General features: G+C 73.8%; 17 protein-coding genes. 10 read left to right on the top strand and 7 right to left on the bottom strand.

Annotated features, from left to right (window positions below):
- Window positions 1-3 precede the first annotated feature (3 nt).
- Entirely contained in the window at window positions 4-372 is a 369-nt protein-coding gene (locus ONA70_RS18615) for a tyrosine-protein phosphatase (RefSeq protein ID WP_265007720.1), read from the bottom strand.
- A gap of 155 nt (window positions 373-527) precedes the next feature.
- Here ONA70_RS18615 and dxr point away from each other — a divergent pair, with 155 nt between their 5' ends.
- Genes dxr through ispG form a run of 3 tightly spaced genes read left to right on the top strand, consistent with a single transcriptional unit; the run spans window position 528 to window position 4,168 of the window.
- Window positions 528-1,739 carry a 1-deoxy-D-xylulose-5-phosphate reductoisomerase gene (gene dxr / locus ONA70_RS18610; RefSeq protein ID WP_265007719.1) on the top strand — a complete coding sequence of 404 codons (1,212 nt, stop codon included), beginning with the start codon at window positions 528-530 and terminating at the stop codon, window positions 1,737-1,739.
- Window positions 1,739-2,986: a M50 family metallopeptidase gene (locus ONA70_RS18605; protein ID WP_265007718.1), complete on the top strand. Its 1,248-nt coding sequence runs from the start codon at window positions 1,739-1,741 to the stop codon at window positions 2,984-2,986. The genes dxr and ONA70_RS18605 overlap by 1 nt, the downstream gene beginning before the upstream one ends.
- A 9-nt stretch (window positions 2,987-2,995) precedes the next feature.
- Entirely contained in the window at window positions 2,996-4,168 is a 1,173-nt protein-coding gene (gene ispG / locus ONA70_RS18600; RefSeq protein ID WP_265007717.1) for a flavodoxin-dependent (E)-4-hydroxy-3-methylbut-2-enyl-diphosphate synthase, read from the top strand.
- 73 nt (window positions 4,169-4,241) lie between these two features.
- Here ispG and ONA70_RS18595 read toward each other — a convergent pair whose 3' ends face one another.
- A complete protein-coding gene (locus tag ONA70_RS18595; protein ID WP_265007716.1) occupies window positions 4,242-4,928 on the bottom strand; it encodes a winged helix-turn-helix transcriptional regulator in 687 nt (228 codons plus the stop codon).
- Window positions 4,929-5,054: 126 nt separating this feature from the next.
- Here ONA70_RS18595 and ONA70_RS18590 point away from each other — a divergent pair, with 126 nt between their 5' ends.
- Window positions 5,055-5,879 (top strand): class I SAM-dependent methyltransferase, encoded by an 825-nt coding sequence (locus ONA70_RS18590; protein ID WP_265007715.1) that lies wholly within the window; start codon window positions 5,055-5,057, stop codon window positions 5,877-5,879.
- A gap of 56 nt (window positions 5,880-5,935) precedes the next feature.
- Here the strand turns inward: ONA70_RS18590 and ONA70_RS18585 are convergent, their stop codons facing one another.
- Entirely contained in the window at window positions 5,936-6,526 is a 591-nt protein-coding gene (locus ONA70_RS18585) for a PadR family transcriptional regulator (RefSeq protein WP_265007714.1), read from the bottom strand.
- 121 nt (window positions 6,527-6,647) lie between these two features.
- Here ONA70_RS18585 and ONA70_RS18580 point away from each other — a divergent pair, with 121 nt between their 5' ends.
- The 6 genes from ONA70_RS18580 (at window position 6,648) to ONA70_RS18555 (ending at window position 15,831) form a co-directional block, all read left to right on the top strand.
- Window positions 6,648-7,874 (top strand): MFS transporter, encoded by a 1,227-nt coding sequence (locus ONA70_RS18580; protein ID WP_265007713.1) that lies wholly within the window; start codon window positions 6,648-6,650, stop codon window positions 7,872-7,874.
- Between the two features lie 66 nt (window positions 7,875-7,940).
- Entirely contained in the window at window positions 7,941-8,780 is an 840-nt protein-coding gene (locus tag ONA70_RS18575; protein ID WP_265007712.1) for a GNAT family N-acetyltransferase, read from the top strand.
- 121 nt (window positions 8,781-8,901) lie between these two features.
- Window positions 8,902-9,633 carry an ATP-binding cassette domain-containing protein gene (locus ONA70_RS18570; RefSeq protein ID WP_265007711.1) on the top strand — a complete coding sequence of 244 codons (732 nt, stop codon included), beginning with the start codon at window positions 8,902-8,904 and terminating at the stop codon, window positions 9,631-9,633.
- On the top strand, window positions 9,630-11,618 hold the full coding sequence (locus ONA70_RS18565; RefSeq protein ID WP_265007710.1) for a YhgE/Pip domain-containing protein: 1,989 nt from the start codon (window positions 9,630-9,632) through the stop codon (window positions 11,616-11,618). Before ONA70_RS18570 ends, ONA70_RS18565 begins: the two co-directional genes overlap by 4 nt.
- A 34-nt stretch (window positions 11,619-11,652) precedes the next feature.
- On the top strand, window positions 11,653-12,246 hold the full coding sequence (locus ONA70_RS18560) for a TetR/AcrR family transcriptional regulator (RefSeq protein ID WP_265007709.1): 594 nt from the start codon (window positions 11,653-11,655) through the stop codon (window positions 12,244-12,246).
- Between the two features lie 87 nt (window positions 12,247-12,333).
- Window positions 12,334-15,831 carry an ATP-binding cassette domain-containing protein gene (locus ONA70_RS18555; protein WP_265007708.1) on the top strand — a complete coding sequence of 1,166 codons (3,498 nt, stop codon included), beginning with the start codon at window positions 12,334-12,336 and terminating at the stop codon, window positions 15,829-15,831.
- Between the two features lie 70 nt (window positions 15,832-15,901).
- Here the strand turns inward: ONA70_RS18555 and ONA70_RS18550 are convergent, their stop codons facing one another.
- The 4 genes from ONA70_RS18550 to ONA70_RS18535 form a co-directional block, all read right to left on the bottom strand.
- Window positions 15,902-16,969: an NADH:flavin oxidoreductase/NADH oxidase gene (locus tag ONA70_RS18550; protein ID WP_265007707.1), complete on the bottom strand. Its 1,068-nt coding sequence runs from the start codon at window positions 16,967-16,969 to the stop codon at window positions 15,902-15,904.
- Window positions 16,970-17,074: 105 nt separating this feature from the next.
- A complete protein-coding gene (locus ONA70_RS18545; RefSeq protein WP_265007727.1) occupies window positions 17,075-18,370 on the bottom strand; it encodes a dicarboxylate/amino acid:cation symporter in 1,296 nt (431 codons plus the stop codon).
- Window positions 18,371-18,576: 206 nt separating this feature from the next.
- Window positions 18,577-20,004 (bottom strand): FAD-binding oxidoreductase, encoded by a 1,428-nt coding sequence (locus ONA70_RS18540; RefSeq protein WP_265007706.1) that lies wholly within the window; start codon window positions 20,002-20,004, stop codon window positions 18,577-18,579.
- A 118-nt stretch (window positions 20,005-20,122) separates the two neighbouring features.
- Window positions 20,123-21,017, bottom strand: an 895-nt coding sequence (locus tag ONA70_RS18535; RefSeq protein ID WP_265007705.1) for an AEC family transporter, incomplete at its 5' end; no start/stop codon positions are given.

Below are 21,017 nucleotides of genomic sequence, written 5' to 3'. Positions count from 1 at the left end.
GACTCAGCCCACCAGCCGGGACCGCGCCGCCGCCATCAGACCCGGTTCGAGGCCTGCCCGGCTGAGGTAGCTCGCCGCCCCGCCGTACCGCTGGTCGAGATGGGTGAGGGTGTTGAGCATCGTCTCCCGCGCACAGCCCTCCGTGGCCGCGTAGTCGTCCGCGATCCCGTCCGCGCCGACCCCCGCCACCGCGAGCAGGAGCGCGACGAGTACGCCCGTGCGGTCCTTGCCGGCGTGGCAGTGCACCACCACACCGCCCGGTGGCGCCTCGACCACGACCCGGAAGGCCGCGGCGATCCGCGCCGGGTTGTGGTCCAGCATCGGGGCGTACGAGTCGGGTGGCGGCACGTAGTCCAGCACCTCGTTGAGCATCGGCGTGTGGCGATAGAGATCGGTACGCGTAAAGGGGCTGGGCCGCTGCTGGCATCCGGGCGAACTGCTGGGCGAGGAGGCCCCGGCGGAGGAACCGGACACCGAGGAGTGAGGCTCCCAGCGGGCGCCGAGGAGCGCTGGGGAAGAATGGGCGGGTGACGTCTCACCGCGACCTCGTTCTGCTCGGCTCGACCGGCTCGATCGGTACCCAGGCCATCGACATCGTCAAACGCAACCCGGACCGCTTCCGGGTGGTGGCTCTCGGTGCCGGTGGCGGCAACGTCGAGCTGCTCGCCGCGCAGGCGCTGGAGCTGGGCGTCGAGGTGGTGGGCGTGGCGAGGGCGTCCGCCGCGCAGGATCTCCAGCTGGCGTTCTACGCGGAGGCGAGCCGGCGCGGCTGGGCCACCGGCGACTTCAAGCTGCCCAAGATCGTGGCCGGGCCGGACGCGATGACCGAGCTGGCCGGGTGGCCCTGTGACGTGGTGCTCAACGGGGTGGTCGGCTCGCTCGGGCTGGCGCCGACCCTGGCGGCGCTGCGCGCCGGGCGTACCCTCGCCCTGGCCAACAAGGAGTCGCTCGTGGCCGGCGGCCCCCTCGTCCGGGCCGCCGTGACGCGGCCGGGGCAGATCGTCCCGGTCGACAGCGAGCACTCGGCGCTGGCGCAGTGCCTGCGTGGCGGCACCCGGGGTGAGATCCGGCGGCTGGTGGTCACCGCGAGCGGTGGGCCGTTCCGGGGCCGGCGGCGCGACGAGCTGACCGAGGTCACCCCCGAGCAGGCCCTCGCCCACCCCACCTGGAACATGGGCCCGGTCGTGACCATCAACTCCGCCACCATGGTCAACAAGGCGCTCGAGGTGATCGAGGCGCACGAGCTGTTCGACGTGGCGTACGCGGACATCGAGGTGATGGTCCACCCGCAGTCGGTGATCCATTCGATGGTGGAGTTCACCGACGGGTCCACGCTCGCCCAGGCCAGCCCGCCGGACATGCGGCTGCCCATCGCGCTCGGCCTCGGCTGGCCGGACCGGGTGCCGGCGGCGGCCGCCGGCGTCGACTGGGCGAAGGCCCACACCTGGGAGTTCTTCCCGCTCGACGACGCCGCCTTCCCGGCCGTCGCGCTGGCCAAGGCGGCCGGCGAGGCCGGGCGGTGCCGGCCGGCGATCTACAACGCGGCCAACGAGGAGTGCGTGGCGGCGTTCGTCGCCGGGCGGCTGCCGTTCCTCGGCATTGTCGATACCCTCCGGCAAGCGCTGGAGGACGCTCCCGACTTCGACGAACCAGGTACCGTCGAGGACGTGCTCGCCGCCGAATCGTGGGCACGGGCGCACGCCCAGGAGATCATCGTCGGGTCGGTGGAAGGAGCCTGATGGTTTACCTGCTCGGGGTGGTGCTCTTCGCCCTGGCGATCCTCATCTCGGTGAGCCTGCACGAGGCGGGGCACATGCTCACCGCCAAGGGCTTCGGGATGAAGGTCACCCGCTACTTCGTCGGGTTCGGCCCGACCCTCTGGTCGTTCAAGCGGGGCGAGACCGAGTACGGCGTGAAGGGCATCCCGCTCGGCGGCTTCTGCAAGATCGTCGGAATGACCCCGCAGGACGACGACGTCGACCCCGCCGACGAGCCGCGCGTCATGTGGCGGTACCCGGTGTGGAAGCGGACGATCGTGATGTCCGCGGGCTCGATCACCCACTTCGCCCTGGCCCTCGGCGCGCTCTGGGTGATGGCGGTCTCGGTCGGCCTGCCCAACCCGAAGTTCCCGACCACCGAGGAGGCCTTCAAGGCCGAGCCCGCCGTCATCGCCCTGGCCCCGTGCGTGGTGGTGGAGAACACCGCCCGTGCCTGCCAGGCCGGGGACCCGGCCAGCCCGGCCGCCCAGGCTCAGCTCAGGGACGGCGACCGGATCACCTCGGTCAACGGCAAGCCGATCTCCACCTGGGGCCAGATGCTCGACGTGGTCCGCGCCGCCAAGCCGGGCCCGGCCACCGTCGAGTACGTCCGCGACGGCCAGCGGGCGACCGCCACGCTCGACCTCGCCGCCGTGCAGCGCCCGCCGCTGAACGACCCGAAGGGCGCCACCTCGGCGGTCTCCGCGATGGGCGTCGCGCTCGAGCCGAGCACCCCGCGGATGGTCCAGTACGGCCCGGTCGGCGCCTTCGGGGCCACCGCCGACTTCACCGGCCAGATGGCGGTGGGCACCGTACACGCCCTGCAGCGCATCCCGCAGAAGGTGCCCGCCCTGTTGACCGCGATCACCGGCGGCGAGCGGGACGCGGACACCCCGATCAGCGTGGTCGGCGCCAGCCGGCTCGGCGGCGAGGCGGTGGCGAACAACGCCTGGTTCGTCTTCTTCATGCTCTTCGTCAACCTGAACTTCTTCATCGGCGTGTTCAATCTGCTGCCGTTGCTGCCGCTGGACGGCGGGCACATCGCCATCGCCTGGTTCGAGCGGGCCCGTTCCTGGGTCTACGCCCGGATCGGCCGCCCCGACCCCGGCCGCGTCGACTACCTCAAGCTCATGCCCATCACGTACGCGGTGATCCTGATCGGTGGCGCGTTCACGCTGCTGACCGTCACCGCGGACGTCGTCAACCCGATCACGCTCTTCTCAAGGTGAGTGCCTGAAGTGACCGCTGTCAGTCTCGGTATGCCGCCCGTACCGCCGCCGCCGCTCGCCCCGCGCCGGGCCAGCCGCCAGATCATGGTCGGTCCGGTGCCGGTCGGTGGGGGCGCGCCGGTCTCGGTGCAGTCCATGACCACCACCCTGACCGCCGACGTGAACGCCACGCTCCAGCAGATCGCCGAGCTCACCGCCGCCGGCTGCCAGATCGTGCGGGTCGCCGTGCCGTCCCAGGACGACGTCGAGGCACTGCCGGCGATCGCGAAGAAGTCGCAGATCCCCGTGATCGCCGACATCCACTTCCAACCCAAGTACGTCTTCGCGGCGATCGACGCCGGCTGCGCGGCCGTCCGGGTGAACCCGGGCAACATCCGCCAGTTCGACGACAAGGTCAAGGAGATCGCCAAGGCCGCCGGCGACGCGGGCGTGCCGATCCGGATCGGTGTGAACGCCGGCTCGCTGGACAAGCGACTCCTCGCCAAGTACGGCAAGGCCACGGCCGAGGCGCTGGTCGAGTCGGCGCTCTGGGAGTGCTCGCTCTTCGAGGAGCACGGCTTCCGGGACATCAAGATCTCGGTGAAGCACAACGACCCGGTGGTGATGATCCGGGCGTACCGGCAGCTTGCCGAGAAGTGCGACTACCCGCTGCACCTGGGTGTCACCGAGGCCGGCCCGGCGTTCCAGGGCACCATCAAGTCGGCGGTCGCCTTCGGCGCGCTGCTGGCCGAGGGGATCGGCGACACCATCCGGGTGTCCCTGTCCGCCCCGCCGGTCGAGGAGATCAAGGTCGGCACCGCGATCCTGGAGTCGTTGGGGCTGCGCGAGCGGGGGCTGGAGATCGTCTCCTGCCCGTCCTGCGGCCGGGCCCAGGTGGACGTCTACAAGCTGGCCGAGGAGGTCACCGCCGGCCTGGAGGGGCTGCCGGTGCCGCTGCGCGTCGCGGTCATGGGCTGCGTGGTGAACGGTCCCGGCGAGGCCCGCGAGGCCGACCTGGGCGTCGCCTCCGGCAACGGCAAGGGCCAGATCTTCGTGAAGGGCCAGGTCGTCAAGACCGTTCCCGAGGGGCAGATCGTGGAGACGCTGATCGAGGAGGCGCTCCGGCTGGCCGACGAGATGGGTGCCGAGATCCCCGAGGAACTCCGCGACCTGGTCCCCGGCGCCACGGTCACCGTGCACTGAGCGCGGACCCGCCACGACGTGCGGCTGCCCCGACCGGGGCGGCCGCACGCGTCGTTTCCAGCCGGGTCCGAGGTCAGGCCGACGCCTTCGGCCTGGGCACGGCGGCGAACTCGGAGAGGGTGAACCACCGGGGCAGGGCCCGGCGGAGCGCCTCCGGACCGGTCACCGCCACCGCGCCGCCGCGCAGCGCCGCCGGCCAGCTCAGGTCGCCCAGCCAGACCCGCACCAGGCCGCGCAGGTCGGCGAGCACCGTCACTGTCACGCCATGGCCCGGATCCACGTCGCAGACGTCGGCCTCCAGGGTGCTGATGACGAGCCACCAGTCCCGCAGGTTGGCCGGCACGTCGCGGAAGCGGAAGTGGATCACCGTCCGCCCGTCCGGGACGGCGTCGTGGTCGACGTGGCGGTGCATGTCCCACAGCAGCAGCTTCGGGTCCAGGTCCGCGTCGCCCAGCTCACCGATCCAGCGGATCCCCCACGCGCCGAGCGCCTCGAGCACCGGCCGCAGCTCCCGCCCCGCCTGGGTCGGGACGTACCGCACGTCGGTGCCCTCGACGTGCCGCTCCACGACGCCGGCCTGGACGAGTTGGTGCAGCCGCCGGGACAACAGGGTGGGCGACATCCGGGGCAGGCCCCGGCGCAGTTCGTTGAAGCGCTCGGAGCCGCTCACCAGTTCCCGGACGACGAGCAGCGTCCAGCGCTCGTCGAGCAGCTCCATGGCCTTCGCGACGGGGCAGAACTGGTGGTAGGAGGCCCCCATGGCCGGCACGCTACGCGGCCGGAGCCGGCCGGACCAGGAGCTTGTCGGGTCCGGTACAGATCTCGTACTAGGTTGCCGGTGCTCCGCTGCCTAGCGTCCGAGGCAGGACGAGGCAGAGGAGCAGCGATGATCGACTCGACGGAGACGGACCGGGCCCTGAAGGCCCGGCACCGGCAGATGTGGGCCCTCGGCAGCTACGCCGCGGTCGCCGCGGAGGTGATTCCGGAGCTGGGCGCCACGCTGGTGCGGGCGGCCGGTGTCGGCCCGGGAGACCGGGTGCTGGACGTCGCCGCCGGCACCGGAAACGCGGCCATCCCGGCGGCCCTGGCCGGGGCGGATGTGGTGGCCAGCGACCTGACCCCGGAGCTGTTGGAGATCGGGCGGGCGCTCGCCGCCGAGCGCGGCGCCCGCCTGGACTGGCAGGAGGCGGACGCCGAGGCGCTCCCGTACGCCGACGGCGAGTTCGACCGGGTGCTGTCCTGTGTGGGGGTGATGTTCGCGCCCCGGCATCAGGCCAGCGCCGACGAACTTGTCCGGGTGTGCCGGCCGGGCGGCACGATCGGCCTGGTCAGCTGGACGCCCGAGGGGTTCATCGGGCAGCTGTTCGGCACGATGAAGCCGTACTCGCCACCGCCGCCGCCGGGGGCGCAGCCTCCCCCGTTGTGGGGCCGTGAGGAGCACGTCCGCGCCCTGCTCGGCGACCGGGTGACCGAGGTCGTCACCCGCCGCCAGTCCGTCACCGTGGACCGGTTCGCCGAGCCGGGGGCGTTCCGCGACTACTTCAAGGCCCACTACGGCCCGACGATCGCCGCGTACCGGTCGATCGCCGGGGAGCCCGAGTGGGTCGCCGCCCTGGACCGGGAGCTCGCCGACCTGGCCCGCCGGCACTCCGGGGCCGGTGGCGTGATGCGTTGGGAGTACCTGCTGGTCACCGCGCGCCGGCGGGACTGATCAGCCGTGGCGGGGGTGGCGGTCCCGGGGCCACCCCCGCCACGCGGTACGCCGGCTCACTCGGATTCGGCGAGGATGGCGTAGAGCTTGCGGCGGGTCTCGTCGAGCACCTGGGCGGCCCGCTCCCGCTGGTCGTCGGTGCCGGTCGTCATCACCTGCCGCAGCGCGTGCATGGCCTGCTGGCCGGCGTCGCGGATGTCGTGCCAGCTGTTGACGGTCGCCTCGGCGAACTCCGCCCACGGCGGGGTCTGCGCCGCCGCTGCCGCCTCGGCCTGCCCCTGCTCGGTGAGGGTGAACCGCTTCCGCCCGCCGTCGGAGTCGGCGGCCGCGGTGATGACGCCCTCGTCCTCCAGCAGTTGCAGGGTCGGGTAGATCGATCCGGGGCTGGGCCGCCAGGCCCCGCCGGTCCGGGAGTCGAGCTCCTGGATCATCTCGTAGCCGTGCATCGGCCGCTCGGTGAGCAGGGCCAGCACGGCGGCGCGCACGTTCGGCCGGCGTCCCCGGCCGCGTCCCCGGCCGCCTCGACCGTGCCCGTGCCCGTGCCCATGCGGCCCGGGCGGGAACGGCGGGCCGGGCGGTACGGGCGGGAAGCCGAAGCCGCGCATCCGCATCTCGTGCATCTGGTGCATCCGTCGGTGGAAACCCATCGGGTTCTCCTTCTGTCGTCCTATCGCTGATGCATCAACGATATATCGGCAATGCATCGGCGACAAGACGGTTTGCGGGCCGACCCACAAACCGTACGTACGTCTTGCTATGGTGTCGGGCGTGCGCCTGCTTCCCGAACCGGGCCCGGCCCGGACCCTCGCCCTCTCCACCCTGATCAACACCGTCGGCCGGGGCACCTGGCTGACCGCCAGCGCGCTCTTCCTCACCCGCTCGGTCGGACTCACCGTGGCCCAGGTCGGCCTCGGTCTCACCATCACGGCGCTGGTGAGCCTGGTGGCCAGCACGCCGATGGGCTACCTCGCCGACCGGCTCGGCCCGCGCGGTCTCCAGATCACCGCGCTGCTCGCCTCCGCCGGCTGCACCGCGGGCCTGGTGGCCGTCCGCTCCTTCACCGGGTTCCTGCTGGTCGGGGTGCTGATGGCGGTGGCCGACTCGGCCACCAGGGGCGCCCGGGGCGCGTTGATCGCCGGGGCGGTGCCGCCGGACCAGCGGGTGCGTACCCGGGCCTACCTGCGAGCGGTGACCAACGTCGGGATCTCCGTCGGCACCGTCCTGGCCGGTGTTGGCCTGGCCGCCGACACCCGGACCGCGTACGTGGCGCTGATCCTGCTCGACGCGGTCACCTACCTGGCCGCGGCGGCGGTGCTGCTCCGGCTGCCGGCCGTGCCGCCGGTGCCGGCCCCGGCGCACGGGCCCCGGCTGATCGCCCTGCGGGACCGGCCGTTCCTCGCCTTCACCGTGCTGGACGGGCTGATGTCGATGCACTTCGGGCTGATCAACATCGCGCTGCCGCTGTGGATCGCCGGGCACACCACCGCGCCGCGCTGGCTGATCTCCGGGTGTCTGCTGGTCAACACGGTGGTGGTGATCCTCTTCCAGGTGCGTGCCTCGCGCGGCACCGAGGACCTGGCCGGCGCGGGTCGGGCCGCCCGGCGGGCGGGCGCGGTGATCGCGGCGGCCTGCGTGCTCTTCGCGCTCAGTGGAGGCGTGTCCGTCGCGGTCGCCGTACCGCTGCTGCTCGCCGGGGCGCTGGTGCACGTGGTGGGGGAACTGTGGCACGCCGCCGCCGGCTGGGGCATCTCGTTCGGCCTGGCCCCGGCCCACGCACAGGGCCAGTACCAGGGCGCGTACGGGATGGGCATGCAGCTCGGCTCGATGATCGCCCCGGTGGTGGTGACCACCCTCGCGGTCGGTTGGGGCGTACCCGGCTGGTTGCTGCTGGGCGGGCTGTTCCTGCTGCTCGGGCTGCTGGTGCCGCCGGTGGTGGCGTGGGCCGCCCGGACGCGGCCGGTCGCGCCCGCCGAGGTGGCGGTGCCGGTCGGCTGAGCCGCCACTCACCGGGTCCTCAGGTCGGCCCGCGCGCGCCCGGTTGCATCTGGCAGGCTGGTACCCGTGCTCACGGTGCCGGTACGCCAACTCGGGGAGTCGGAGCGCCGCGCGGTCGAACGACTGCTCGACCTAGACCCGTACGCCGGCGCACAGGTCGCCGAACGGGTCGCCGCCCGTGGGCTGGCCTGGTGGCGGGCCGAGGGCCGGATCCTGGGCTACGGCACCCGGCGCCACCTGGAGTCGATCTGCTGGCTGGGCGGCAACCTGACCCCGGTGCTCGCCACCGAGCCGGCGGTGGCCGCCTTCGCCGAGCAGTTGAGCACCGAGGAACGGCTCTGTTCCTCGATCGTCGGCCGCGCGGACGCGGTACTCGGCCTCTGGGACCGCCTTTCCGCCCACTGGGGGCCGGCCCGGGACGTACGCCCCAACCAGCCACTGCTGGCCACGGACGCGCTGCCCACCGTGGCACCCGACCCCGAGGTGCGCCGGGTGCGCGGCCACGAGGTCGACCGGCTCTTCCCGGCGGCGGTGGCCATGTACACCGAGGAGGTCGGGGTGTCGCCGCTGGCCGAGGACGGCGGGCGCGGCTACCGGCGGCGGGTGGCCGATCTGGTCCGCGCCGGCCGGGCCTACGCCCGGTTCGCGGACGGCAAGGTGATCTTCAAGGCCGAGCTGGCCGTGGTGACCCGGCGCACCGCCCAGGTCCAGGGGGTCTGGGTGGCGCCGGAGTGGCGCGGCCGGGGGATCGCCACGGCCGCGATGGCCGCGGTGGTCCGGGACGCGCTGGTCCGGTTCGCGCCCACCGTCAGCCTCTACGTCAACGACTTCAACCTGCCCGCCCGGCGGGTCTACGAGCGCTGCGGCTTCCGGCCGGTGGGCACGCTCGCCACCGTGCTGTTCTAAGCAGCGTCCTGCCCCGGCATGGCCGGGATCACGTCGCCTCGAATTGCGCTGAACCGGACAGTCGGCGCTATGCTGGCCATGTTTTGTACTGACCGGTCAGTTTAGAAATCGGGACGGGAACGTGAAGATCGTCGAGGCCAGCGGGTTGGGTCTGCGTACCCGCCGCGGCTGGGTGTACCGGGACGTCGACCTCGCTGCCGAGGCCGGCGAGCTGCACGCCATCACCGGGCCGCCCGGCAGCGGCCGCACCTCCCTGCTGCTCGCCCTGGCCGGGCGCTTCCCGTACACCGACGGGGCACTGCGCCGTCGGGGCCCGGCCGCGCTCGGCCAGGTCGCCGGGGTGCACGAGCCCGACCCGACGCTGACCGTCGCCGAGCACATCCAGGAGCGGCTGCTGCTGCTCGGACCGGTGCCGCGCCGCCGTCGCCAGCTCGTCCCGGTCGCCGCGGTGCGGGCCCGCCGGGCGTACCGCCGGGACGCCTTCGCCGCCGCCATCGCCGGCGCCGGGCTCACCGACGCGCCGCTCGACCCCGACCGGTACGGCCGCGACCTGACCCCCGTCGAACGGCAGGTGCTCGGCCTGGTGCTGGCCAGCCTGAGCGGCCCGAGCCTGATCGTCGCCGACGACGTGGACGCCGGCGCCGACGCCCCCGAACGGGAGTGGATCTGGGCCGCCCTGGGCCGCCTCGCCGACCAGGGGTACGCCGTGATCGCCAGCGCCCGCGCCGTCGAGCCGATGGCCGCCGCGATCGTGCACCGGACCGGCGACCCGATCCTCCCCGCCCCCGCCCCCGCCCTCGTCGCGCCGCGGGCGGCGGCGCAGGCCCAGGCCCTCGAGGTGATGACCGCATGAGTGTCGTTCGACTCGCGCTCTTCGAGCTGCGCCGGATGACCCGGGGCCGGCTGCGGCGCGCCGCGCTCGCCGTCCTCACCGTCATCCCGCTGCTCTACGGCGCCCTCTACCTCTACGCCTTCTGGGACCCGTACGGGAACCTCGACCGCATCCCGGTCGCCCTGGTGAACGCCGACCGGCCCGCGAAGGCTGCGGACGGCAGCGAGGTGCACGCCGGTAAGGACCTCACCGACGAACTGCTCGACCGCAAGGTCTTCGGCTGGACCGTCACCGACCAGGCCGACGCCACCGCAGGGCTGCGCGACGGCCGCTACCACCTGGTCTTCTCGATCCCGGCCGACTTCTCCGCCACCCTGGCGGCCAGCCCCGAACCGGACCAGCCGGCCCGCCGGGGCGAGCTGAAGGTGGTCAACGACGACGCCACCAACTACCTCTCCGGGCTGCTCGCCCGCTCCGCGTTCAGCGAGATCCGGGCCGCCGCCGCGGAGAGCACCGCCGCCTCGTACTTCGACCGGATGCTGATCGGCTTCACCGACGCCAAGGCCGAGACGGGGCGGGCCGCCGACGGGGCCGGGAAGATCCACGACGGGCTCGGCGCGTCCGAGGAGGGCGCCGGGAAGATCGCCGGCGGGCTGGACCGCGCGGCGGACGGGGCCGGGCAGCTCGCCGGCGGGCTCGACCAGTCCGTGCGGGGCGCGGACCAGCTGGCCGGCGGGCTCGACCAGCTCTACAGCGGCGCGGCGCAGTTGGCCGACGGCGCCAACCGTGCGGCGACCGAGACGAAGTCCGCCGCGGCCAAGGTGGACGCCGCCGCTGAACGGTACGAGCCGCTGTTGCGCAAGAACGCCGACGACATTCAGCGGGCGGCCACCATGGTCGCCGAGGGCGCGCAGGCGCTCGCCGACGGCATCGACGCGCTGCCGGCCAAGGCCGACGAGGTGGTGACCCGGGCCGAGGAGGTCAGCGACCGGCTGGACGCGCTGGCCAAGGCCCACCCCGAGCTGGCCGACGACCCGACCTTCCGGGCCGCCCGGCAGGCCGCCGATCAGGCGGTCAGCACCGCCCGGGGCATGGCCGCCGCACTGGACCGGACCGATCTGGCGGCCCTGAAGAAGCAGATGACCGAGGTCGCGCAGACCGCCCGGGAGGTCGCCGCCGCCGCGCCGCACCTGGCCGGCGACATCGCCTCCGCTCGGGCCAAGGTCGACGAGCTCGCCGGCGGGCTGGGCATCCTGGCCCAGGGCAGCGCCAAGCTCCGCGACGGCCTCGGCGACGCCGCGCACGGCGCCGACCAGCTCCGCGGCGGGCTCTACCGGCTCGCCACCGGCGCCCGGCAGCTCGACGGCGGACTGGCCCAGCTCGGTATCGGCAGCGACCGGCTGGTCGACGGCCTCACGAAGCTGGAGGGCGGCGCCGGTGACCTCGCCGACGGGCTTGCCGCCGGGGCGCAGAAGCTGCCCGGTTACCACGACGCGGACAGCCGCGCCGGGATCCTCGGCGACCCGGTCGGCCTGATCCGCAACGCGCAGCACCCCGCCGGCTCGTACGGTGTGGGCTTCGCCCCGTACTTCCTGGCCCTCGCCCTCTGGGTCGGCGCGATGATCACGTACATGCTGCTGCGGCCGGTCAACCGGCGGCACGTGATGTCCGGCGCGCCCGGCTGGCGGGTCGCGCTCGCCGGCTGGCTGCCCGCCGCGGGCATCGGCCTGGCCCAGGTCGCGGTGCTGTTCACGGTGGTCACCCTGGCGCTCGGCCTCGACCCGACGCATCCGGTGGCGACCTTCGGGCTGCTCGCGCTCGCCTCGCTGGCCTTCACCACGATCATGCAGCTGCTCGGGGTGGCGCTCGGCCCGGCCGCCCCGGTGCTCACCGGCGCCCTGGTCCTGCTCGCCTTCGGGGCCGGCGCGCTCGTGCTCACCGTCGGCGCGGCCCGCCGGTCCCGCAAGCTCACCCCGGCCAAGCTGCACCCCGAACTGACCATGTGAGGATGCTGATGGGTGATACGGGGGAGGAGGGCGGGTGACGGACGGACGGTCGCGCCGGCGGGAGGACACCCGTCAGCGTCTCTTCGTGGCGGCGGTGGAGCTCATCGCCGAGCAGGGCTTCTCCGCCACCACCGTGGACGACATCGCGGCCCGGGCCGGGGTGGCGAAGGGCACGGTCTACTACAACTTCGAATCCAAGACTGCCCTCTTCGAGGAGCTGCTGCGGCACGGCATCGGCCTGCTCACCGCCGACTTCCGGGCCGCCGTCGACGGGCTGCCGCCCCGCGAGGCGCTCGCCGCGCTGGTCCGCGCCGAGCTGGAGTACATCCGCCGCTACCGTGCCTTCGCCCAGCTGCTGCTCTCCGAGATGTGGCGCACCAACCGGGAGTGGCAGCAGACCCTGCGGCTGCTGCGCGGCGAGGCGATCGAGGTGATCGCCGAGACCGTCCGGGCCGGCGTCGCCAGCGGCGACCTCCCCGCCGACCTGGACGTGCGGACGGCCAGCTCGGCGCTGTTCGGCGTGGGCCTGGTGGTGGCCGTGGACTGGTTGGTGTTCCAGCCGGACCGGCCGATCGAGGACGTACAGGAGGCACTGCTCGGCATCGTCCGCCGGGTCGCCCAGGCGTGATCTTCCGGTAAATGGTTTGAGTCGCCCGGGCCGGACCCGCCAGGCTGGGAGCACCGCCCCCACCGACCCGAGTCCGGAGGACTGTCCATGCGCCTGCTCCGAGATCTCTGGGCCACCGCACCCCGTCGGATGGCGGTCGTCCTGCTGTTCATCGTCCTCGGCGCCGCCGGCCAGGCGGCCGCCTCGGCGCTGGCCGGGCCGGTGCTGGTGCACCGGTCGGTCGGCTGGTTCGCCGCCCTGGCGGTGGCGCTGGTCGCCGCCGTGCTCACCGACCTGCTGATCGGGCTGATCATGGCCCGGCTCACCGCCGACTGGTCGGCCGACGTGCGCCGCCGGCTGTGCCGGGTGGCGCTCGGGCAGGACCTGCCCACCTTGGAGACCACCCCGGTCGGCGAGCTGCTCGACCGGATCGACAACGACGTCTACCAGGTCGGCTCCGAGCTGCGGAACACCGGCGTACGCCTCGTGCAGGGGGTCGCCGTCTGCGTGCTCGCCACGGTCAGCGCGCTGTTCGTCTGGTGGCCGGCCGGCGTCGGGATGGTCCTGCTGACCGCGCTGCTCGGCGTGCTGCTGCGCCGACCCACCGCGCGGATCGCCCCGGCCCGGATGGCCGAGGAGGAGGCCTGGTCCGACCTCGCGGCCGTGATGGAGGAGGCGGTACACGGCCAGGACGACGTGCGGACCAGCCTGGCCCGGCCGTACGTGCTGCGCCTCTACGCGCGCCGGGCCGCCGCGGTGATCGGCCGGGGCGGGACGGTGTTCCGGCTGTCCGCCCGGGTCACCGCGTTGGCCGCCGGCGGGGTCCGGCTCGGCATCGTCGGCGTGGTGCTGGCCGGCGCCTGGGGGCTGGCCACCGGCCGGGTGGACGCCGCCCGGCTCACCGCCATCTGGCTGCTCGTGCTCGCCTTCGGCGCGACCGTCGAGCACATCGCCCGCTGGGTGCCGCACCTGCAACAGGCGTTCGGCGCCTGGGCGCGGGTGCAGCTGCTCGCCGGATCCCGTCAGGAGCCGGCCGGCGGTGTCACCCCGGTGGACGGCGACCTCACCGTCCGCGGGCTCACCTTCCGCTACCCGACCGTCGAGGACGAGCGCGGGCCGGCGCTGCGCGACGTGCGGCTCAGCTTCGTCCGGGGCCGGTCGTACGCGCTGGTCGGGCGGACCGGCTCGGGCAAGTCGACGCTCGCGAAGGTGCTCACCCGGGCGGTGGACGTGCCGCGCGGCACCGTCTTCCTCGGCGACACCGACCTGGTCGACCTGGACGTCGAGGCGCTGCGCCGGTGGATCGCCGTGGTACCCCAGCGCACCGAGATCCTCGCCGGCACCCTCGCCGAGAACGTCGCCCTCTTCGACCCCGCCCTGCTCGACGACGCCACCCGGGCGCTGGAGGAGCTGGGCCTGGCCGGCTGGATCGCCGAACTGCCCGACGGGGTGCACACCAAGCTCGGCGAGGGCGGCTACGTGCTCTCCGCCGGCCAGGAACAGCTGGTGGCGTTCGCCCGGATCCTGGTCCGGGACCCGCGCGTGGTGATCCTCGACGAGGCGACCGCCCGGCTCGACCCGGTCACCGAGACCCGGGTACGCCAGGCCACCGAGCGCCTGCTCACCGACCGGATCGGCATCGTCATCGCGCACCGGCTCTCCTCGGTGCGGCGCTGCGACGACGTGGTGGTGATGGCCGACGGCGCGGTGCTGGAGGCCGTGCCGCTGAGCGAGTCGGTCCGCTTCGCCGAGCTGCTCGCGACCAGCCATGCCGGCGCGTACGCCGGTGCGGGTGCCCGCGGCGGCGGGGTGGACCTGCTCGACGGGCCGCCCGACGCGTGGGACCGGGAACCGGCGGAGGACGGCGCGCCGGTCGGCGTACCCCGGCAGGTCGCCGTGTCGCGCACGGACCCGCCGCCGGTCCCCGACCCGCCGCCCGCGCGGACGCTGCGCGAGATCCTCCGACTCGGCACCAACGACCCCCGGTACGGGCTGGTCTCGGTGGCGCTGTTCGTCGTGATGACCCTGCTCGGGCTGGACGGCGCGGTGCTGCCGTGGCTCTGGGCCGAGGTGATCGGCGGGGGAGACCCGTGGCTGCCGGCGCTCGGCATCGCCGCCGCGCTGCTGGTGGTGCTGCCGCTGCCGTACCTGACCAACCTCTGGTTCCCGCAGTGGTGGATCCGGCAGATGCTGCGGATCAGCGCACGCCTGGTGTACGGGCAGACCGGGGCGCGCCGGGTCAGCGGGCACACCCCGGCCGAGGTGGTGGCGCAGGGCGGCGACACCGACCGGGTGGTGCAGCTCGCCGACAACCTGATGGACCAGTTCATCTCGGTGGCCATCCTGATCACCATGACCGTGGTGACCGGGAGCTTCGTGCCGGCGCTGTTCTTCCTCGGCACCATGGTGGTCTCCGGGCTGGCCGCGACGCTGTTCGCGCCCCGGCTGGAACGTACCGCCCGGGGCACGGTCAAGGCCCGCGCCGCGTTCGCCACCGCCCTGGTCTCCTCGCTCTCCGCCGCCCGTACGGTGAAGCTGGCCGGGGCCACCCGGCCGGTGCTGGACCACCTGGCGGCGCTGGACACCGTGCGCAGCGACCGGCAGCGCCGGGAGATCGCCATGCAGGTGTGGGCGCGGTCCACCCCGTCCCTGGCCAGCGGGCTGCTGCCGATCGGCGCGTGGGCGCTCTACCTGGCCGGCGGGCTCTCCGCCGGGGCCACCCTGGTGGCCGTGTCCACCCTGGGCGCGGCCCGCTGGTTCGCCTGGACCACCGCCTCGCTGGTCTCCAACTACCCGTCGGCCCGGGTGTGGACCCGGCGGACGGCGGCGATGACCGGGGTCGGGACGTACTCGGCGGCGGTGCCCGGGCTGGACCTGGCCGCCGGCACCGCGCCCGCGCCGGAGTCGCCGCCGCGGCACCCGCTGCGCCGGCTGGAGCTCGCCGGGTTCGGGGCGCTGCACACCGACGGCACCCTCGCGGTCCGCGACGTCGACCTCACCGTCGAGCGCGGGCAACTGGTGCTGGTGGTCGGGCCGGTCGGGTCCGGCAAGTCGTCGCTGCTCCGGGCCCTCGCGGGGATCGTCCACCACACCGGCGCGCTGCGCTGGAACGGCGAATCGGTCACCGAGCCGGAGCTGTTCCTCCGCCCCAACCAGGTCGGCTACGTCGGGCAGCTGCCCCGGGTGCTGTCCGGGACGGTGGCCGACAACATCGCGCTCGGGCACCAGGTGGACGCCGCCGACGCGGTCACCACCGCCCAGCTCGACCACGACCTGGCTGCGGCGGGTGGCGGGCTCGGGCTGCTCATCGGGCACAAGGGCACCCGGCTCTCCGGCGGGCAGCTCCAGCGGCTCGCGCTGGCCCGGGCGCTCGCGCCGCGTACCGAGCTGCTGGTCGCGGACGACGTGTCGTCGGCGCTGGACGTCACCACCGAGTTGGCGCTCTGGGCCGCGCTGCGGGAGCACGGGGTGACCGTGGTGGGGTCGACCGCGAAGCGGGCCGCCCTGGTCCGGGCGGACCACGTGGTGGTGCTGATCGACGGGACGGTGGCCGCCCAGGGACCGTGGCGCGACCTGGAGTCCCGCTGGGGCCACCTGGCCGGCTGATCGACACCGGATGCGCGAGGTGGCGGTGCCCCCGGTTCGGGACACCGCCACCTCGCCGGCGTGGAGTGGGTCAGAAGGCGCGGGTGTACTGGTCGGGCCAACAGGGTTCGGCGCCGAGCTTGGCGGCGGCGCGGCGCGGCCAGTACGGGTCGCGCAGCAGTTCCCGGCCGAGCAGCACCAGGTCCGCCTCGCCGCCGGCGACGATCTGCTCGGCCTGCTCGGGCTCGACGATCAGGCCGACCGCGCCGGTCGGCACGCCCGCCTCGCGGCGGATCCGGGCGGCCAGGGGCACCTGGTAGCCGGGGCCGACGGGGATGGCCGCCCGGGCCGCGGCGCCGCCCGAGGAGGCGTCCACCAGGTCCACCCCGGCGGCGGCCAGCTCACCGGCGAGCACCACGCTGTCCTCGACGGTCCAGCCGCCGTCCACCCAGTCGGTGGCGGAGATCCGGGTGAGCACCGGCACCGCCTCGCCGACCGCGGCGCGCACCGCGCGGGCGACCTCCAGGGTGAGTCGCGTCCGGCCGGCCCGGTCGCCGCCGTAGCCGTCGGTGCGGTGGTTGGTCAGCGGGGACAGGAACTCGTGCAGCAGGTAGCCGTGCGCGGCGTGGATCTCCACGGCGGCGAAGCCGGCGTCCAGCGCCCGGCCGGCGGCGACGGCGAACGCCTCCACCACCCGGGCGATCCCGGCCTCGTCGAGCGCGGTCGGCCGCCGGTAGTCGGGCAGGAACGGCTCGTCGCCGGGGCCGACCGGGGTCCAGCCGCCCTCGGCGTCCGGCACACCGCCCCGATGCGCGGCCCACGGCCGGTACGTCGAGGCCTTGAACCCGGCGTGCGCGAGCTGCACAGCCGGTACCGCGCCCTGCGCGGCGAGGAACGCGGTGATCGGCCGCCACGCGTCGACGTGCGCGCCGGACCAGATGCCGGTGTCCTGCGGGCTGATCCGCCCCTCGGGCACCACAGCGGTTGCCTCGGTGAGGATCAGGCCGGCCCCGCCGACGGCGCGGGAGCCGAGGTGGACGCGGTGCCAGTCGGTGGGCAGCCCGTCCGGGCCGGCGCTGTACTGGCACATCGGGGCGAGCGCCACCCGGTTGGGCAGGGTGACGCCACGCAGGGTGAGCGGGGTGAACAGAGCACTCATGAGGTGATCCTCCGGGAGAGGCGAGGAGGCAGGACCATCCGGCCCCGCTCACGTGCTTCGGGTGCGTTTCCCGTGGAGCGACCGGAAACGCACCCGAAGGCAGGCTCAGGCCGGAACCGGCGCCAGCTCGTCGGAGCGGGTCGGCCGCGGCTCGTCGACGTCGACCAGATCGCGCTTGCCGGCCGAGTCGTACGCCGCCCGGTCGAGGGTGCCCTCCCGGGCCGCCACGATGGTCGGGACCAGGGCCTGGCCGGCCACGTTGGTGGCGGTGCGAATCATGTCCAGGATCGGGTCGATCGCCAGCAGCAGGCCGGCGCCGGCCAGCGGCAGGCCGAGCGTGCTCAGGGTCAGGGTGAGCATCACGATCGCGCCGGTCAGGCCGGCGGTGGCCGCCGAGCCGACCACCGAGACGAAGGCGATCAGCAGGTAGTCGGTGACCCCCAGGTGGATGCCGAAGACCTGCGCGACGAAGATCGCCGCGAGGGCCGGGTAGATGGCCGCGCAGCCGTCCATCTTGGTGGTGGCGCCGAACGGGACGGCGAAGGAGGCGTACTCGCGGGGGACGCCGAGCCGCTCGACCGAGCGCTGGGTCACCGGCATGGTGCCCACCGAGGAGCGCGAGACGAAGGCCAGCTCGATGGCGGGCCAGGCGCCGGCGAAGAAGCGCACCGGGTTGAGCCGGCCGGCGGCCACCAGCAGCACCGGGTAGACCACGAAGAGCACGATCGCGCAGCCGATGTAGACGGCGGTGGTGAACTTGGCGAGCGGGGCCAGCAGGTCCCAGCCGTACGAGGCGACGGCGTTGCCGATCAGGCCCAGGGTGCCGATCGGGGCGAGCCGGATGACCCACCAGAGCGCCTTCTGCACGATGGCCAGCACCGAGCGGTTGAGCGTCACGAACGGCTCGGCGGCCTCGCCGATCAGCAGCGCGGCGGCGCCGACGACCAGGGCGAGGAAGACGATCTGGAGGACGTTGCCCTCGACGAACGCGCCGATCGGGTTGGTCGGGACGATGCCGGTGAGGAAGTCGGTCCACGAGCCGGTCTTCTTCGGCGCGGCGGCGCCGGCGAGGTCGAGCGTGACGCCCTTGCCCGGGTCGGTGAGCAGGCCGAGGCCGATGCCGATGCTCACCGCGATCAGCGCGGTGATGCCGAACCAGAGCAGCGTCTTGACGGCCAGCCGGGCGGCGTTGGCGACGCCGCGCAGGCTCACCACGCTGACCACGATGGCGGTGAAGACCAGCGGCGGCACGGCCAGCTTGAGCAGCTGGACGAAGAGGTGGCCGACGGTGTCGAGGGTGCTGGTCAGCCAGGCCACGTCGTTGGCCCGGGCGAGGAAGCCGAGCGCCACGCCGAGGACGAGGCCGAGCAGGATCTGCACGGAAAAGGGGATCTTGCGCAGGGCGGAAGCCATGAGGATGTGTCCAGGTCTGGTGAAGGGGTGAACGGGGCAGCGGTCAGGAGCGTGGCTGCGCCGGACAGATGCCGCTGGCCTGCCGTCGGAGGTCGACGTACAGGCGCACGGTGAGGTGCCAGACGTTGGTCATCGCCTGCCGACGCTACTCCCAGCCGGTTCCCAGGTGGAAGGAGCGTTCAGCGTGATGATCCTTACAGCCCAGGTTGGTCCGGTAGCAGCTTCCCGGGGTTCATCACGCCGTGCGGGTCGAACAGTCGCTTGACCGTCCGCATCAGGTGCAGCTCGTGGTCGTCCTTGTAGTCGACGATGATGCCCCGCTTGGACTGGCCGAGGCCGTGTTCGGCACTGATGCTGCCGTCCACCACGGCCACCGAGTCGTAGATGACGCGGGCGAGGGCGTCGGCGTGGGCCTGGAACTCGTCGTCGGCGCTGCCCGCCGGCTTGCTGAGGTTGTAGTGCAGGTTGCCGTCCCCGATGTGGCCGTACGCCACGATCCGGATGCCCGGGACCGCATCCTCGAGTGCCCGGTCAGTCCGCTCCACGAACGACGGGATGCGACCGATCGGCACACTGACGTCGTGCTTGAGGCTGGGACCCTCGTGGTTCTGCGCCTCCGAGATGCCCTCGCGCAGGGTCCAGAGGGCGGCCGACTGCGCCGATCCGGCGACGACGACTGCGTCGCGCGCCACGCCCCGCTCGAACGCCTCGCTCAGCGCGGACTCGATCATCCCGTCCAGGTCGGCGCCCGGCAGCGCGTCCCCCAGCTCCACCAGGGCGTACCAGGGATGGGGGTCGCCGAACGGGTCGCGTGCCCCCGGGACGTGCCGCAGCACGAACGCCACGCTCTGCCGGGACATGAGCTCGAAGGCGGTCAGCCGGTCGCCGGCCAGCTCCCGCAGCAGACCGATCAGGTCGACCGCCGCCTGCGGATCCGGCAGGGCCACCCACGCCGTCGCTCGGCTCCGCACGGCGGGGAAGAGCTTCAGTACGGCGGCGGTGATGACGCCGAGGCTGCCCTCCGCGCCGATGAACAGCTGCTTGAGGTCGTAGCCGGTGTTGTCCTTCCGCAGTCCGCGGAGCCCGTTCCAGATCCGCCCGTCCGGGAGCACGACCTCCAACCCGAGGGTCAGGTCCCGCATGGTTCCGTAGCGGAGCACCCCCGTCCCCCCGGCGTTGGTGGCGAGGTTGCCGCCGATCGTGCAGCTTCCCTCCGCGCCCAGGGACAGCGGGAAGAGCCGGCCGGCAGCCGCCGCGGCCTCCTGGACCGACCGCAGGACCGCGCCGGCCTCCACGGTGATGGTCTGGTTGGCGACGTCGAGGTCGCGGACCCGTCGCATCCGTGTCAGGGAGAGCACCACCTGACGGCCGGAGAGGTCCGGTACCGCGCCGCCGCACAGTCCGGTGTTGCCACCCTGTGGCACCACGCCGACGCCCGCCTCGGCGCAGAGCGCGACGACCGCCGCCACCTCGTCGGTGTTGCCCGGCCGCACGACGGCCGCGGCACGTCCCCGGTACGCGCCGCGCCAGTCGGTGAGGTAGCCGGACATGTCGTCCGGGTCGCTGATCGCGGCGGTGGGCCCGACCACCTGCCGCAGCCGGTCGACGAGATCCGCCGTCACCACGCCCTCCCATTCGGCCAACCCGCCGCTCGACCTGCTCCCGGCCTCACGCTAGGAGCCCGGGATGATGCCGTCCAAGTCCGGCCGGACATGGCGGGATACCTTCCCGGCATCGTCATCACGCCAGCAGCACGGCGATCCCGACGAGCACGGGCACGGACAGCACGGTCGTGAGCAGCACGACGTCCCGCGCCAGCAGGGTGCTTCGGTCGTAGGACGAGGCGTAGACGAAGACGTTCTGCGCGGTCGGCAGGGCCGAAGTGACCGTGACCGCCAGCAACGCCACACCGGAGAGGCCGGCGACCCACCGACCGAGCGCGTAGGCGAGAGCCGGCTGGCCGACGGTCTTGAGCGCCACGGCCAGCCACACCCGAGGGGCGCTGCCGCCGGCCGCGGGGCGGGGTGCGCCGTGCAGGCTCATGCCGTACGCCAGCAACGCGGCGGGAACGGCCAGCGCGGCGGTGAGCTCCACCGGCTTCAGCACCGGCGCGGGCAGCTCCACGCCGACGGCCGCGACCAGCACACCCAGGCCGCAGCCCAGCACCACCGGCGTCCGGAGCGGCTGGGTGAGCAGCCGCCATCCGGGCAGTGCCGCGCCGGCCGGGCGGGAGCCGGCCAGCACGGCCAGCCCGACCGGTGCCAGCACCAGCACCTGGAACAGCAGCACCGGTGCCACGAACGACGCGTCGCCGAGGACGTAGACGGAGATGGGGATGCCTAGGTTGCCGGCGTTGACGTAGGAGGAGGCGAGCCCGCCGACCGTCAGCTCGGCCGCCGGGCTCCGCCAGCGCCACCAGGCCAGCGCCACGTACAGCAGGGCGCTGAGCAGCGCGCTGCCCGCGGTCGCCAGGAGCGCGGCGGACAGCAGCGCCGCCGGGTCGGCCCGGGCGAGCGTGAGCAGCAGGAGCGCGGGCGTCGCCACGAAGTAGGACAGCCGCGACAACACCGGGCCGGCGTCGGCGCCCAGCGTTCCGGTCCGGGCGAGGAGCCAGCCGACGGCGATCACCGCGACA

Origin of the sequence: Micromonospora yasonensis (genome assembly GCF_026013475.1) — a bacterium.
In the GTDB taxonomy this organism is placed as follows: domain Bacteria; phylum Actinomycetota; class Actinomycetes; order Mycobacteriales; family Micromonosporaceae; genus Micromonospora; species Micromonospora yasonensis.
The sequence above is the reverse complement of the archived record's forward strand: the minus strand, read 5'-3'. Positions and strand labels throughout refer to the sequence as shown.

Coding starts and splice junctions, on each gene's coding strand:
- ONA70_RS18550 (WP_265007707.1), bottom strand. CDS start 16,969: ATGAGTGCTCTGTTCACCCCGCTCACCCTGCGTGGCGTCACCCTGCCC.
- ONA70_RS18585 (WP_265007714.1), bottom strand. CDS start 6,526: ATGGGTTTCCACCGACGGATGCACCAGATGCACGAGATGCGGATGCGC.
- ONA70_RS18590 (WP_265007715.1), top strand. CDS start 5,055: ATGATCGACTCGACGGAGACGGACCGGGCCCTGAAGGCCCGGCACCGG.
- ONA70_RS18595 (WP_265007716.1), bottom strand. CDS start 4,928: ATGGGGGCCTCCTACCACCAGTTCTGCCCCGTCGCGAAGGCCATGGAG.
- ONA70_RS18555 (WP_265007708.1), top strand. CDS start 12,334: ATGCGCCTGCTCCGAGATCTCTGGGCCACCGCACCCCGTCGGATGGCG.
- ONA70_RS18605 (WP_265007718.1), top strand. CDS start 1,739: ATGGTTTACCTGCTCGGGGTGGTGCTCTTCGCCCTGGCGATCCTCATC.
- ONA70_RS18615 (WP_265007720.1), bottom strand. CDS start 372: ATGCTCAACGAGGTGCTGGACTACGTGCCGCCACCCGACTCGTACGCC.
- ONA70_RS18565 (WP_265007710.1), top strand. CDS start 9,630: ATGAGTGTCGTTCGACTCGCGCTCTTCGAGCTGCGCCGGATGACCCGG.